The organism is Clostridiales bacterium FE2011 (assembly GCA_017569305.1).
In the GTDB taxonomy this organism is placed as follows: domain Bacteria; phylum Bacillota; class Clostridia; order Christensenellales; family Aristaeellaceae; genus Aristaeella.
The window spans coordinates 1547299-1561282 of record CP069418.1; the positions used below are offsets into that span (position 1 = coordinate 1547299).

Consider the following 13984-nt stretch of genomic DNA (forward strand, 5'->3'; position numbering starts at 1 on the left):
CGGTATCGTTCCCGTTATTCTTTCTTCAAGATGATACAACTTTTTCCTTTTTCGTCAAGTGCCGGAAGCCTTCCGAACCGTTCTTCCATGGTTCTTTCCCGGCATCATTCCGAATAAATAACGAAGCACCCGCTTCCGGGCTTCCCTCATTTTTCCGCTCTTTCCAAAGTAAATTGGAAAGCCGCTCCTTCGTCTGTATCCAGCAGGCGGATGCTTTGCCCGTGCATATCCATGATCCGCTTGCAGATGCTCAGACCCAGGCCCGTTCCCTTGCCCGCGGTATGCGCCCGGTCCGCTGTAAAGAACCGGTCAAAGATCTTGTCCCGGTCTTCCGGTGCCACGCCGCTGCCGCTGTCTCTGACCGTGACCTTCACGACGCCTTCCGCCGCTGCCGATTCGAGGACAATCTTTCCGCCCTCAGGCGTGAATTTGATGGCGTTGTCCAGCAGGTTAATCACCACCTGCTCAATCCGGTCGCTGTCCGCATTCACCGGACAGGGATCCGTCTCAAACTCGCAGCTGATATCGATCTCTTTGGCTTCCAGGTCATTCATCCGCCGGATGACTGCCCGCCGGAGCATCTCATCGATATCAAAGGTGGTCATCTCCGGCTTTGCGTCATCCCGCTCCAGCCGGCTCAGTGCCAGCAGGTCATCGATCAGCCCGCTCAGCCGTTTGCTTTCATCCGCCACCAGCCGCAGGTATTTCGGCTGTTCCTCCGCGGGAATCACGCCGTCTGCCATACCTTCCGCAAAACCCTTGATGCTTGTAATCGGACTGCGAAGCTCATGGCTCACATTCGCCACAAACTCCCTTCGTCCGGCTTCCACGCCCTGCAGCTTGTGCGTCATGGTATTGAACGCTCCGCTCAGCTCCCGCAGTTCCCGGTCACCCTTCTTTTCATCCACCTGCACGGAGAAGTCGCCCTCGGCGATCGTCGCCGCCGCTGTTTCCAACTGCTTGAGCGGCTTCAGTCTCCGGCGCACAAACAGGAATACCACAATACCGGTCAACACCGTCACCACGACCGCAAGCGCCACGATCCTCCACAGAATTTCCCCGAGTCCGGATTCGATTTTCTGGGCCCGCGTCCGGATAAATACCGCTCCGTTCACTTTTCCGCCCCAGGTAAAAGGCACGCCGACTGTGAACATGGGTGCTTCTCCGCTTTCGGAACGCATGCGGATCATTTCCCCGTTCAGGATGCGATCCATTGCCGCGTTGATATCATCGCTGTTCAGGCTGTCTATAAACGCAGGATCTTCCTGGCCGGAAGATACCGCGTTGTAGATCATTCCGTTTTGATTCCGGTCCATTACAATAATGAGCGCATTGAATTCCTGGCTTACCTTTTCCGCGGTCCGGTTCAGGTAAGTTCGTGTTTCGCTGTCCCGGTCCCACATGGTATCCATCAGGCTCTCGCCCGACAGGTTCCCGGCCAGGTAGGCGATTCCCTCCGCTTCGGAACTCAGGTGGTCCAGTCTGGCGTCAATCTGCTGATTCCGCAATGTCAGCCACCAGACCGCAGAAAGGCAGACTGTGGTCAGCAGAATTGCCGCCATCACCACAGCCATAATCCGCGCAAACACAGTCTCACCCCCCTATAGCAAATTCAGAATGATGAATTCAGAATTCAGAATTAAATATGGATCCTAATAAATCGCCGAACTATTCACTACCAGGATACACCGCTTAAGATAATGGAACGTCGGACTAATAATTCTGAATTCTGAATTATTGATTATCTGTCGGTAGAAAACTTATACCCGATCCCTCGTACGGTGTACAGGCTCCAGCCGTATTTCTCGCTTTCTGTCAACTTTTCCCGCAGCCGCTTGATGTGCACGTCCACCGTCCGGCTGTCTCCGAAAAAGTCAAAACCCCAGATCTGGCTCAGCAACTGTTCCCGTGTAAACACCTGGTTCGGATGGGACGCCAGGAAATACAGCACTTCCAGTTCCTTCGGCGGCATTTCCAGCCGTTTTCCTTCATAGTGTACGTCGTATTCTTTCAGGCTCACTGTCAGCCCCGGGAAGGTCAGATCCCCGGCCTGTTCCTCCTCGCTGCCGCGGCTCCGGCGGAGCACCGCCTTCACCCGGGCAACCAGTTCCTTTCCGTCAAAGGGTTTCACAATGTAGTCATCCGCACCCAGTTCCAGGCACAGCACTTTATCAAAGGTTTCACCCTTTGCCGTGACCATGATGACCGGGATACTGCCGCTCTTCCGGATAGTCTTCAGCACCTCATATCCGTCCGTTCCCGGCAGCATCACATCCAGCAGCACCAGATCCGGCGGCATCTTCCGGAAAGAGTCAATCGCCTCATTTCCGTCCGCAGCCACCTTCACCTCATAGTTTTCCTTTTCCAGGTACAGCTGCTCCAGCCTGCTGATATTCGGATCATCATCCACTACCAGAATACACGGCTTGTCCTTCACGCTAACTCCTCCGTCGTTATCAATTCATAATTCACAATTCATAATTCATAATTCGAGATGCTTGGCCTGAACTTTTCCATAAACATACGTACATACACTAGGTGTCATTTCGACCGAAGCCGAAGGCGAAGTGGAGAAATCCCTTACTATAAATTCTGAATTCTTAATTCTGAATTCTGAATTACATATCACTTCAGCGTGACTACCGTTACGCCGTCTTCTCCTTCACCATACATGCCCCGACGGAAACTCTTCACATGCTTGTTCTTCCTCAGGTCCTGCTGGATCCCGGCCCGCAGGATCCCTGTTCCCTTTCCGTGAATGACATAAACCTCATTCAGTCCGGCCAGCACCGCTTCATCCAGGTACAGGCTCACCGCGTCCAACGCTTCCTCCAGGTTCATTCCCCGTACGTCGCATTCGCTCTTCACCGTCCGGGTCATCATGCCTGTCTTCGCCTTTACGGTTGTCTTCTCCTTCGCCGGAGCTTCCTTAATCAGCCGAAGCTGCGAAAGCTCCGCCGTAAACTTCATCATGCCGGTCTGCAGCCGTACCTCGCCTTTTTCATCCGGAGGCGCCAGCACGGTTCCCTCTACGCCCAGGGTCAGAATCTTCACTTTATCCCCGGCCTTGACGGTCTTCGGCGCTTCGCCGCCGTCGGGTGCAGCCTGTCCGAGGCCCTCCGCCAGCGCGTCGCTTTCCTTGTCCAGCCGCCTGCGCAGGTCGTTCACAGAGGCGTCTCCCTGCGCAGCGTTCTTCTTCATTTTCTTCAGTTCGGCAATGACGCTCTCACTTTCCCGTCTTGCCTGATCCACAATATGCTTCGCGTCCTCCCGGGCTTTGCGCAGCGCCTGTTCCCGCTTCTGTTCCATCTCCCGGCGCAGCTGTTCCGCTTCATTGCGCAGCTTGATGGTTTCACGGTTCGCTTCCTCAGCCAGCTGGCGTTCCTTTTCCGCCACCTGCCGGTGATACTCTGCGTTGGCAATCACGTCTTCAAACCGGATCGCGTTTCCGCTCAGCAGTTTCCGGGCTGCGTCAATCAGGTTTTCCGGCAGTCCCAGCCGCCGGCTGATTTCAAAGGCGTTGCTCTTTCCGGGAACGCCGATGGACAGGCGGTACGTCGGCCGCAGCGTCTCCACGTCAAACTCCACCGAGGCATTTTCAACGCCCTGTGTAGTCAGAGCAAAAGCCTTCAGCTCGCTGTAGTGGGTCGTTGCCAGGGTCCGCACTTTGATATGCAGCAGCCGTGTCAGGATGCTCTGGGCCAGGGCAGCACCTTCCGTGGGATCCGTTCCGGCGCCCAGTTCGTCAAACAGCACCAGGTCCCGGGGCGTCACCTCGTGCATAATCTCCACGATGTTGGTCATATGTCCGGAGAAAGTGGACAGGCTCTGTTCAATGCTCTGCTCGTCTCCGATATCCGCAAACACCTGCTCAAATACAGCTAGCTCTGTTCCCGGATCCGCCGGCACCTGGAGGCCCGCCTGGGCCATCAGGGTAAACAGACCCACGGTCTTCAGTGTTACTGTCTTACCGCCGGTATTCGGGCCGGTAATGATCAGGGAAGTAAACTCTTCTCCAAGCCATATTGTAGAGGGCACTACCTTTTCCGGATCAATCAGCGGATGACGTCCGCGGATGATCTTCAGGTGTCCTTCATTGTTCATCTTCGGGCTCACGCAGAAAAACCGGCGGCTCAGCAGTCCCTTGGCAAAGATGAAATCCAGCTCCGCCAGCTGCTCCTGGGTTTCCGCCATGGCCGCGGCATAGGGCGCCACTTCAGCGGATAATGCCGCCAGGATCCGGGCAATCTCCTGCTGTTCCTTCAGTTCCCACTGTTTCAGTTCATTGCCCATTTCCACCGCGGCCATCGGCTCGATGAACAGCGTCGCGCCGGAAGAGCTCTGGTCATGAACCAGGCCGGGGACGCTGGAGCGGAATTCCGCCCGCACCGGCAGCACATACCGGTTGTTTCTCACGGTGATGATCGGATCCTGCAGCGCTTTTTGCAGTGTGGCGGAGTGGATCATCTGATTCAGCTTATCCCGGATCCGGTCCTGGGCTCCCCGCAGATGCCGACGGATATTCATCAGCTCGCTGCTGGCCCGGTCAGCTATTTCATCTTCGGAGATAATCGCGTCCGTTATATCCCTTTCAATATTCCGGGCAACAAAAAGGCCCTCCGCCTTTGCCCGCAGTATGGGAGTATTTTCCCGTTCCGTTACCAGCGCATCCTGGGCCGCGCGGCTCGCCCGCAACAGTTCAGCCACATTCAGCAGCATCCCGGCACTCAGGCTTCCGCCTTTCTCGCAAACCACCAGCGCCGGTTTTACATCCGGAAACGCAATCATCGGATGTCCGCCGGTATACTGAAGAATGACGGTTGCCTCTTCCGTCTCCGCCTGCAGTGCCTGCACGGCAGTCAGTTCATCCGCCGGTTCCAGTGCCCGGCACTTCTCCGCCCCTGCCGGCGTCAGTGCACCCTCAGCCAGGAGCTCTCGGATCCTGGTAAACTCCAGCACCCGCAGTGTTCTTTCTTTCATCATAGCTATTAATTCCTTCGGAATTATGAATTCATAATTCACAATTCATAATTATTCTACTGGTCTTTTCCAATGTCCGGATGTAGTTTCCCCATCCGTCTTCCGTCCTTCTTTGAAAGCCTTTAGAACCATTCTTGTGTCTTCCGGATCCTCCGTAGTCAGGACAACCGCTCTGTTTAATTCTGAATTCTGAATTCTGAATTCTGAATTGATTATGTCCGTCGGGAAGGCATTCATCAGCTGTACCAGACACCCTTCCGGCAGCCGCTGACGCAGGAGCGGGAATCGGTATCCCTTCCGGTCTTCCAGCACCTGGTCCTTCAGTGCGTCCGGATGTCCTTCATCGCACATCCGGCAGCCTGCATGTCCTTTCTTCAGTCCCAGGGCAGTCCGCGCCGGACAGTGGTGCAGCAGCATCAGCCGTGTCCGTCCGTAAACCGTTGTCACAACAGGCGCGCCCCCGGCCAGGAGCGTCTTCAGTTCCTGTCCCGTCAGTTCAGGTGAGGCTGTCACAAACGCGCACCCTTCCTCCATCAGCAGCGAAGCCGCCTGGCGGTTCATCACCGGAACCCCTGCGCCTGCCGCATAAGCTACCGGCCAGTCCGTTCCCAACTGTCCGACAGAACCCAGTACAACGCCGCCGAGCAGTTCCTTGTTTTCTTCTGTATAACGCCGCAGGGCCTGCAGGGTCTCTTCCTCACATACATCCGGCAGGGCCAGCCAGTCTCCCGGCTGGATTACCACCTTCAGTGCCTGCAGGGCTTCCGTCCGGTAATCCTCCGGACACCAGACCACCCGCAGCCCGGCTGTTCTGGCTAACTCAGCCTGCTCTGTCGTCCGAACATAAGCAGTCTGCGGCACTTCTCCCGCAGGAAGGTATTCCGCACAATCTTTTAATCCTGAATTCTGAATTGTTGAGCTGCTGTCCAAATCTTTGATTTGGGTAACAGCTGCCATGCTACAGCTGTCAAAGGATCTTTGATCCTTTGGTAACAGCGATCGCAGAAATTCTGAATTGGAAATTCGTTGTTCGAATTCCCTTATTCTCTCCTCCGCCAGCGCTTCCAGCGCTTCCCGTCGGATAGCGTTCACCCGGCTTACCGGCACAAAGGCGCCTGCCGTCTTCGCTTTAACCTCACGCGGAACAAAGACCGTATCCCCGGTCTTTTCCAGGCTGCGTCCCAGTTCTTCCTCTGTGACCGCCCGGGTTTTCGCAGCTTCCACGACTTCACCCGTGACCGTCACGGTATTCTCTCCGTCCGTAGCAGTCAGGCGCAGTGCTTCTCCGGGCATCGCCTTCAGGAAAAGATCCACCGGCACTGTCCTGCCCTTCATCGCTTCCGCTTTTTCCAGCTGATCCACAGCCGTCTGGCGGAATACGATATCCCCGCCTTTGGCCTTCACGTCCGGCCTCAGCCGCAGGATAGCCGTCTCCCCGGTCTTCAGGTTCGGTCCGGCATAAACCAGGCTGATCTCCTCATGTGCTCCCCGCAGTGAAAGCCCGTCACCATTCCGCAGGTCTTTTTCCAGCTGTACCTTTGCCAGTTTTCCGTCTGCAGCCGTCACCCGGCCGATCCGGACGCCCTGGTGATTCACCGTGTCCGGGAATATCACCCCCGCGTCCTCGCAGCCCAGGGCATATCCCTTCATGAAGCCGCCCCGGTTAAAGATCTGGAGCAGCCCCTCTTTTTCTGCTTCGTCGGCCTTCTCAAAGCTTCCCCGTTCAAGGCTGTCCATGCCTTTCCGGTAGCTGGCCGCCACAGTGGCCACATATTCCGGCCGCTTCAGTCTGCCTTCAATCTTGCAGGAAACCACACCGGCCTCCGCCAGCTTCGGCAGTTCATCCCGCAGGCATACGTCCCTGGGACTCAGCCATGCGCCCCGGCGTCCGCGATAGTCATACTCCATCCGGCAGGGCTGGGCACACCGGCCGCGGTTTCCGCTTCGTTCTCCAACCATGCTGGAGAACAGGCACAGTCCGCTCACTGCCACACACTGCGCGCCATGAACAAATACTTCAATCTCAACACCGGTATCCGCACACTTGCGAATCTCTTCCAGGGAGCACTCCCGTGCCAGCACCGCCCTGCGGATTCCGTGTTTTCCGCACCATACCACTCCTGTCCGGTTGTGAATGGCCATCTGGGTACTCGCGTGCATCGTCAGGTCCGGGAAAAGGTTCCGGGCGATTCGCAGCACACCCAGGTCCTGCACCAGCACAGCGTCCGCATGAAGATCATTCAGCAGCCGCAGTACCTCTGTTACCTGTGCCAGTTCCCCGTCCTTCACCAGCGTGTTCACGGTCACATGAACCCGCATATGGCGCAGATGGGCATAGCGGATGGCATCTTCCAGCTCCTGCCGGTTAAAATTCCCTGCACCGGCGCGCGCACTGAAAGCGGAATACCCAAGGTATACCGCGTCCGCACCTGCCGCGTCTGCCCGTTCCAGAGCCGCGCGGTTCCCTGCCGGAGCCAGATTCTCCATGTCGCTACACTCCTTGAATTAATTCATAATTCACAATTCATAATTCATAATGATTATATACCGGCATACTCCTGAATTTCATGCTGAAAGCTTTTATATCCATACGTCGGAAGTCATCTTCCGGATCAACTCAGCACTTAATTCTGAATTATGAATTATGAATTCTGAATTGCTTTGGCGCTCCGCGCCAATTGCTCGTTCTGCCTGCGCAGCATCGTATTCTCATCCTGCGCCTTCAGCAATTCTTCCGCCAGGTTAAAACAGGTCAGCACAGCCGCCTGCCCGGAAGGCAGGTTGGTTACCGCTGCCGTTTCGTTCAGTTTCCGGTCCACGAAAGACGCCACCCGCTTCACAAACTCCGGCGCGTCGCCGGATACCAGCGTATAGTTTTTGCCCGCAACCGTTACGGTGATTTTCTGCTTTTCCATTTCCTGCCTCCTGTCTCTGTCAACCGCCTCATTGAGTACATATGATCCCGTACATAAGTGAAAAGCGCAGAAAGGGGTTCAACCCTTTCCGCGCTTCAATGCTTTTCTCAGATCTGGTCAAAGGGATAGCACTGTCCGAATGTATCCACCCGGATCGATGCCATAACCTGCGGCTCAAGCGGTTTATCGGAGCGATCCCGCTTTGCCTTCACGATGTCCTCTGCCACGTCCATTCCTTCCAGCACTTTGCCGAAGGCAGCGTACTGTCCGTCCAGGTGGGGACTGTCGCTGGTCATGATAAAGAACTGGCTTCCGGCGGAATCAGGCATCATGCTGCGGGCCATGCTCAGCACACCGTAGGTATGCTTCAGGGGATTGTTAACTCCATTCGCAGCAAATTCGCCTTTGATGCAGTAGCCGGGGCCGCCGATGCCGATCCCCTTGGGATCGCCGCCCTGGATCATGAAGCCCGGAATGACCCGGTGAAAGATCAGTCCGTCATAGAAACCGCTGTTGGCAAGCGCGGTAAAGTTGCCAACGGACTGCGGCGCGACTTCAGGATACAGTTCGCCTTTCATCACACGTCCGTCGTTCATAGTGATTGTAAACACAGGATTCTGTGCCATGTTTCTGATTTTCCTCCCTTTGGAGCTCCGCTCCAGTTCCAGATTGTTTTTGAAATATAATTACCTTCATTCAGAATGAAAGCTTCCCTATTATAACGATTTTTCCCTCCCATGGCAAGCAGTGCCACAGCACCGGGATATTGAAGCCTTCCTTCAATCACACCATAGAGGTAAAAAGTAAATATAACACCCGCCCTTGGGCGGATATTTCACACAGAACCGCGCTGCGGTTCTGTATTTCACATCGCGAAAGCGATATTTCATATTTGCCCAGCGGGCAAATATTTCATTCAAAAAAGGCACAAAGCATACTCTGCGCCTTTTTTGACAACCTTCTCCATACTTTGTATAATAAGGGGATTCCCGAAAGGAGTACACGCTATGACGATCGTACATCCCCAGCAGCCTGTAAACGGGCTGAACCCGGAAGACGTGTTCTACGCGGTCGACGACCTTGGAACACAAACCGGATATGGCTTTATCCTCTATCAGCTCCAGCCCGGCCTGTATCCGGACTGTCCTGTCAATCTGTATTTTTCGCTGGCCGGAGATCCTGCTTCACGGTATCTCCTTTTCGGCGCGCTGGTTGCCCGCGCACGCATTCTGCAGAACGTGAATCCGCAGATGCGCTGCCGTCTGTACACAAGTATCGCCCCTAATGATATCCAGATGAAGGATTTCTATACTCATAACGGTTTTGACTGCAACGAAACCGATGAAGTCCTCCAGCTGGCCATCCCCTTCGGTGACGGGCGCATTCCGATGAGCTGCACTGTTGCTCCCACTCCCCTCAATACCTGGGACGAGCAGAACAGCCTCATCTACCGGCTCCAGATGAATGAAATCTCCTTTGTGGATATGAACTATCTCAAGAGCCTCCAGCGTATGCCCCACTTCATGACCCTCGGCCTGTACCGCAATGCGGTGCTCATCGGCGAAGCGATCATGGCCGGACAGGGCACGGACTGTGAACTGGTTGCCATCTATATTGAGCCCGGCAGCCGGAACCAGGGCATGGGCAAAGCACTCCTGCATCGGCTGATGGCCATCATGGCCGCTGAAGGTGTTACCCGCATCACCACCCGGATCATGAGCCGCAGTGTTCCCCAGCAGCGTCTGGCAGCGGACTTCGGAGGCACCGTTCTGGGCGTCAATATGATCTTCCCGGGCATGTATCTGAACTGAGTTCTTTTCCGGTTCTTCCCCTTGATTTACCTTGAATAGCGCTTGACGTAAAAACGTCAGGCGTTTATAATATCTTCAACTGTGTTTTCGAAGGAGGAAACGATCAATATGAAATCCGGCAATAAGCGCGTTGGCGGCAAAACCGGAGCCATCATCGCGCTGTGCGTGCTGCTCGTCGTCACCATCGCACTTGGCGTGATCGGTGTCACCGGAGTAAGCCTGCCTCCCCGTGGACTGTACAAGGTTCTGTCCTGGCTGCCCACCACCAATTCCGAGAACTGGCCTGAATCCCTGCCTCTGGGTCTTGATCTGCGGGGCGGTATGTATGTTGAATATTCCGGCAAAGCTCCGGAAGGTTCCACCGCGGACTTCGACAGCCTGCGCGAAGGTACCATGTCCATTATCCGCTCCCGTCTGTCTGACAAGGGCTACAATGAAGCCAATGTCCAGCAGCTGGGCGCTGACGGCATCCGTGTTGAAATCCCGGATGTTCAGGACGATACCGTACTGGACCTGATCGGCGCTGCCGCTAAGATGGAGTTCAAAACTCCCGACGGCGAAGTCTTCATGACCGGCGACATGGTCAAGAAGGCCGTTTACAGCTACGGCGAAAAAGGTCATGAGATCGCCTTTGAACTGAATGAAGAAGGCGCCAAGATCTTCGGTGAAGTCACCGCCGCCAATGTCGGTAAGAACCTGATCATTGAGCTGGACGGTGAACAGCTGGTTAACGCCACTGTCCAGACCGCAATCCTGGACGGCCACGGCGTCATCTCCGGCAACTACACCCAGGAACAGGCGACCAGCGTTGCCGCCAAGATCCAGTCCGGTGCTCTGCCGCTGGAACTGACCCAGCAGAAGGTTGATAAAGTGTCCGCCACCCTCGGTCAGGACGCTGTGTCTTCCTCCGTGCGTGCCGCTCTGATCGGCATCCTGCTGATCATGCTCCTGATGATCCTCCGTTATCGTCTGAATGGTCTCATCGCCTCCTGGGCCCTGACCATTTACACGATCCTGCTGTTCCTGCTCATCGCTCTCTTCCATATCCAGCTGACCCTGCCCGGTCTGGCCGGTGTGGTTCTGGGCATCGGTATGGCAGTTGACGCGAACGTCATCATCTTCGAACGCTTCAACGAAGAAGTCCGCAAGGGCCGCAGCGTGAAGGCTGCCGTCCGCGCCGGTTTCAAAAACGCTATGTCCGCTATCCTGGACGCCAACGTCACCACCCTGATCGCCGCCATCGTGCTGCTGTTCTACGGCACCGGTTCCATCCAGGGCTTCGCCAAGACCCTGCTGCTGGGCGTGGTTGTTTCCATGTTCACTGCGATCATTGTTACCCGCTTCCTCATGAACCGCTTCGTGAACGCTGGTGCTACCAACACCTCCCTCTATACCAAAGTAAACGTTGTTGATGAAAAGGAGGTTGAGGCGTAATGACTATCAAGAATCGTTCCAAGATCTGCCTTATCATCTCCGCCGTGATCATCCTCGTCGCCCTGGGCCTGCACCTCTCCGGTAATGGAATTAACCTGGGTATCGATTTCGCAGGCGGCCTCTCCATGCAGTATGATATGAAGACCGCCGTCACTTCCGCTGACGTGACCAACGTCCTGGAAAACATGGGTGTTACAAACAGCACCGTCACCGTTCAGGGCCGCGACAACAATGAAGTGAACATCCGCATCAAGGACATTACCAAGGACGACATCCAGAAGGTCCAGGCTGATTTCGAAGCCGGCATCAAGGAAACCTATCCGGAAGCCGTTTCCATCGGTGATGTGAACTACGTTGGTCCCGTAGCCGGTGACACCCTGGTCCGGAACGCGATCATCTCCGTGCTTCTCGCCGCCGGCCTGATGCTGGTCTACATCGCCATCCGGTTCGACCTGAACTCCGGCCTCGCTGCTGTGTTCGGTCTGCTGCATGACGTGCTGATCATGCTCTCCTTCATGGTGATCTTCCGCTCCGTGATCCAGATGAACTCTTCGTTCATCGCCGCGGCGCTGACCATTGTTGGTTACTCCATCAACAACACCATTGTTATCTTCGACCGTATTCGTGAGAATGCCAAGAAGATGCCCACCGCTCCCCGTGAAGAAGTTACCAACATCTCCATTCGTGAGAGCCTGGGCCGCACCATCTGCACCACAGTAACCACCCTGATCACCATCGTGGCTCTGTGCATCCTGGGTGTTGCTTCCATCCGTGAGTTCGCTCTGCCGATCATCGTCGGTATCCTCTCCGGTGTCTACAGCGCCAACATGATCAACGGTTATGTCTGGGCTTTCCTGGAAGAAAAACGCCGCAGCCGCAAGGCCAAAGCCTGATTAAAAACAAACGGAAAGGACTGCGGGGACGCAGTCCTTTCTTCTTCTTTTTATGGATCTGTATACCGCATCTGTATTGACTAGTCCCGAATTCTCATCATACCGTTAATTCAGAATTCTGAATTCATAATTCTGAATTAGCAGAAAGGAGGCGATCCCATGACCCATACACGTTTCATTCAGCGATGTGTTTCGGATTGCCCTCCTTTCAATGGTCTTCCGGACTGGATGTCCAGGCTTCTCTTTGCCCGCGGCATCCATACAGAAGAAGAATCCCGCCGTTACCTGAATCCCTCATTGGATGATCTCCATGACCCTTTCCTGCTCCCTGGCATGACGGAAACCGTTGCCCTGCTCAGGAAGGCCATTGATGAAGGAAAAACCATCCTCGTTTACGGCGACTATGACGCAGACGGCGTCTGCGCTGCCTCCATCCTGATGGAAACCCTGCACGAGGAAGGCGCGTCCCTGGCATACCGCATTCCTTCCCGTCACACCGAAGGCTACGGCTTGAATGCCGATGCTGTCCGTGAAATAGCGGAAAAAGCTCAGGTTCTGATTACAGTGGACTGCGGTGTCTCCAATGTGGAAGAAGTTGCCCTGGCGAAGTCCCTTGGTCTGACCGTCATCGTGACAGACCATCACCAGCCTCCGGAAATTCTCCCCCAGGCTGACGTGGTGATGGATCCGCTTCTGGGAGAATACCCCTGCCCCTATCTGTGCGGTGCGGGCGTGGCGCTCAAAATCTGCCAGGCCCTTCAGGGGATGCCGGGTGTGGAAAAGCGGCTGGATCTTGCTGCCCTCGCCACCGTTGCGGATATCGTCCCCCTGCAGGAAGAAAACCGGGTCATCGTCCGGGAAGGACTTCATCGTATCATGAATACCTCCCGGCCCGGCCTGAAAGCGCTGCTGGAAAAAGCCGGACTACAGGCTGCGGTTACCGCCGATGATCTTGCGTTCCGCCTCGGTCCCCGGCTTAACGCTGCCGGCCGCCTGGGAGACGCAAAACTCGGCGTCCATCTGCTCCTGACCCCGGATCCCGCTAAAGCCTCCCATATCGCAGGTCTGCTGGAGGAAGCCAACCGCACCCGGCAGAACCTGGAGCGGGAGATGACAGCCTCCGCCCTGACCCAGCTGGATGCGGCTGAGCTGGCAAAATCCCATGTGGTCATTGTTTCCGGAGAGGACTGGAATCCCGGCCTGATCGGCCTCACCGCCGGGCGGCTGTGTGAACGCTTTCACCTGCCTGCCATCGCTCTCAGCATTCATGAGGGCACTGCCGTCGGTTCCTGTCGTTCCATTCCCGGTGTCAATATTTATCGTATGCTCTCCGCCTGCGCCGACCTGCTGGAGCGCTTCGGCGGACATGAACAGGCGGCCGGCCTGACCGTAAAGACAGAGAATATTCCCCTGCTTCAGAAACGGCTGGAAGAAGAAATCTCTTCCGCCGCACCGGAGGAATGCTTCCTGCCCGCCATGGAATATGACATGATTGTCCCATTCCGTACCTGGACTCCCGAAACCCTTGCAATGCTGGATCGCATGGAGCCTTTCGGCTGCGGCAACCCCGCACCGCTCTTCCTGCTGCAGGGTGCTGAAGTTCAGTCCCTCCGCCGGGTAGGCAAAGACGACTCCCATCTGAAGCTGACTGTCCTGGATGAGGACCTGTCCGTTGTGGACGGCATTGCCTTCTCAAAGGGCGACGTCGCTGACGAAAGCCCTGCCGTCCTGGACCTGCTCTATCGTCCCATCCGGAACGACTTCCGCGGCCGCGTCAGCATTGAAGCCCAGGTGGCATGTATTAATGCAGAATGACCGCCCTTACACCCCCGGAAACCCCGGAGTAAACATAATTCCAAAAACATGGTATAATAATATATTGTTCCCGAAGCCGTATTTTCATCGGGAGCAACAGAAAAGCATTATGAATTATGAATTATGAATTGTGAAT

General features: G+C 55.5%; 11 protein-coding genes. 4 read left to right on the forward strand and 7 right to left on the reverse strand.

The window, feature by feature from the left end; all coding sequences use genetic code 11:
- Window positions 1–146: 146 nt before the first annotated feature.
- From JRC49_07255 to JRC49_07285, 7 genes are all read right to left on the reverse strand, one after another.
- Entirely contained in the window at window positions 147–1589 is a 1443-nt protein-coding gene (locus JRC49_07255) for a HAMP domain-containing histidine kinase (GenBank protein ID QTE72586.1), read from the reverse strand.
- A 152-nt stretch (window positions 1590–1741) separates the two neighbouring features.
- Window positions 1742–2437, reverse strand: a complete 696-nt coding sequence (locus JRC49_07260) for a response regulator transcription factor (GenBank protein ID QTE72587.1) — start codon at window positions 2435–2437, stop codon at window positions 1742–1744.
- A gap of 188 nt (window positions 2438–2625) precedes the next feature.
- Window positions 2626–4980: an endonuclease MutS2 gene (locus JRC49_07265; GenBank protein QTE72833.1), complete on the reverse strand. Its 2355-nt coding sequence runs from the start codon at window positions 4978–4980 to the stop codon at window positions 2626–2628.
- A gap of 51 nt (window positions 4981–5031) precedes the next feature.
- Complete coding sequence (locus JRC49_07270; GenBank protein ID QTE72588.1) at window positions 5032–7467, reverse strand: U32 family peptidase; 2436 nt, start codon at window positions 7465–7467, stop codon at window positions 5032–5034.
- Window positions 7468–7622: 155 nt separating this feature from the next.
- On the reverse strand, window positions 7623–7895 hold the full coding sequence (locus JRC49_07275) for a cell division protein ZapA (protein QTE72589.1): 273 nt from the start codon (window positions 7893–7895) through the stop codon (window positions 7623–7625).
- A 107-nt stretch (window positions 7896–8002) separates the two neighbouring features.
- Window positions 8003–8521, reverse strand: a complete 519-nt coding sequence (locus tag JRC49_07280; GenBank protein QTE72590.1) for a peptidylprolyl isomerase — start codon at window positions 8519–8521, stop codon at window positions 8003–8005.
- A gap of 286 nt (window positions 8522–8807) precedes the next feature.
- Window positions 8808–8882: a hypothetical protein gene (locus tag JRC49_07285; GenBank protein QTE72834.1), complete on the reverse strand. Its 75-nt coding sequence runs from the start codon at window positions 8880–8882 to the stop codon at window positions 8808–8810.
- Window positions 8883–8902: 20 nt separating this feature from the next.
- On the opposite strand from JRC49_07285, the gene JRC49_07290 reads away from it, so the two are divergent.
- The 4 genes from JRC49_07290 to recJ all read left to right on the forward strand — a co-directional run bounded on the left by JRC49_07290 (window position 8903) and on the right by recJ (window position 13848).
- Window positions 8903–9706: a GNAT family N-acetyltransferase gene (locus JRC49_07290; GenBank protein QTE72591.1), complete on the forward strand. Its 804-nt coding sequence runs from the start codon at window positions 8903–8905 to the stop codon at window positions 9704–9706.
- Window positions 9707–9814: 108 nt separating this feature from the next.
- Window positions 9815–11140: a protein translocase subunit SecD gene (secD, locus tag JRC49_07295; protein QTE72592.1), complete on the forward strand. Its 1326-nt coding sequence runs from the start codon at window positions 9815–9817 to the stop codon at window positions 11138–11140.
- A complete protein-coding gene (gene secF / locus JRC49_07300; protein QTE72593.1) occupies window positions 11140–12033 on the forward strand; it encodes a protein translocase subunit SecF in 894 nt (297 codons plus the stop codon). Before secD ends, secF begins: the two co-directional genes overlap by 1 nt.
- 159 nt (window positions 12034–12192) lie before the next feature.
- Window positions 12193–13848 carry a single-stranded-DNA-specific exonuclease RecJ gene (recJ, locus tag JRC49_07305; GenBank protein QTE72594.1) on the forward strand — a complete coding sequence of 552 codons (1656 nt, stop codon included), beginning with the start codon at window positions 12193–12195 and terminating at the stop codon, window positions 13846–13848.
- The last annotated feature ends 136 nt before the right edge of the window (window positions 13849–13984 follow it).

What these genes read in the sequence shown, in the direction of transcription:
- JRC49_07265 (QTE72833.1), bottom strand. Translation starts at nt 4,980, where the DNA reads ATGAAAGAAAGAACACTGCGGGTGCTGGAGTTTACCAGGATCCGAGAG.
- JRC49_07270 (QTE72588.1), bottom strand. Translation starts at nt 7,467, where the DNA reads ATGGAGAATCTGGCTCCGGCAGGGAACCGCGCGGCTCTGGAACGGGCA.
- JRC49_07275 (QTE72589.1), bottom strand. Translation starts at nt 7,895, where the DNA reads ATGGAAAAGCAGAAAATCACCGTAACGGTTGCGGGCAAAAACTATACG.
- JRC49_07280 (QTE72590.1), bottom strand. Translation starts at nt 8,521, where the DNA reads ATGGCACAGAATCCTGTGTTTACAATCACTATGAACGACGGACGTGTG.
- JRC49_07290 (QTE72591.1), top strand. Translation starts at nt 8,903, where the DNA reads ATGACGATCGTACATCCCCAGCAGCCTGTAAACGGGCTGAACCCGGAA.
- secD (QTE72592.1), top strand. Translation starts at nt 9,815, where the DNA reads ATGAAATCCGGCAATAAGCGCGTTGGCGGCAAAACCGGAGCCATCATC.
- secF (QTE72593.1), top strand. Translation starts at nt 11,140, where the DNA reads ATGACTATCAAGAATCGTTCCAAGATCTGCCTTATCATCTCCGCCGTG.
- recJ (QTE72594.1), top strand. Translation starts at nt 12,193, where the DNA reads ATGACCCATACACGTTTCATTCAGCGATGTGTTTCGGATTGCCCTCCT.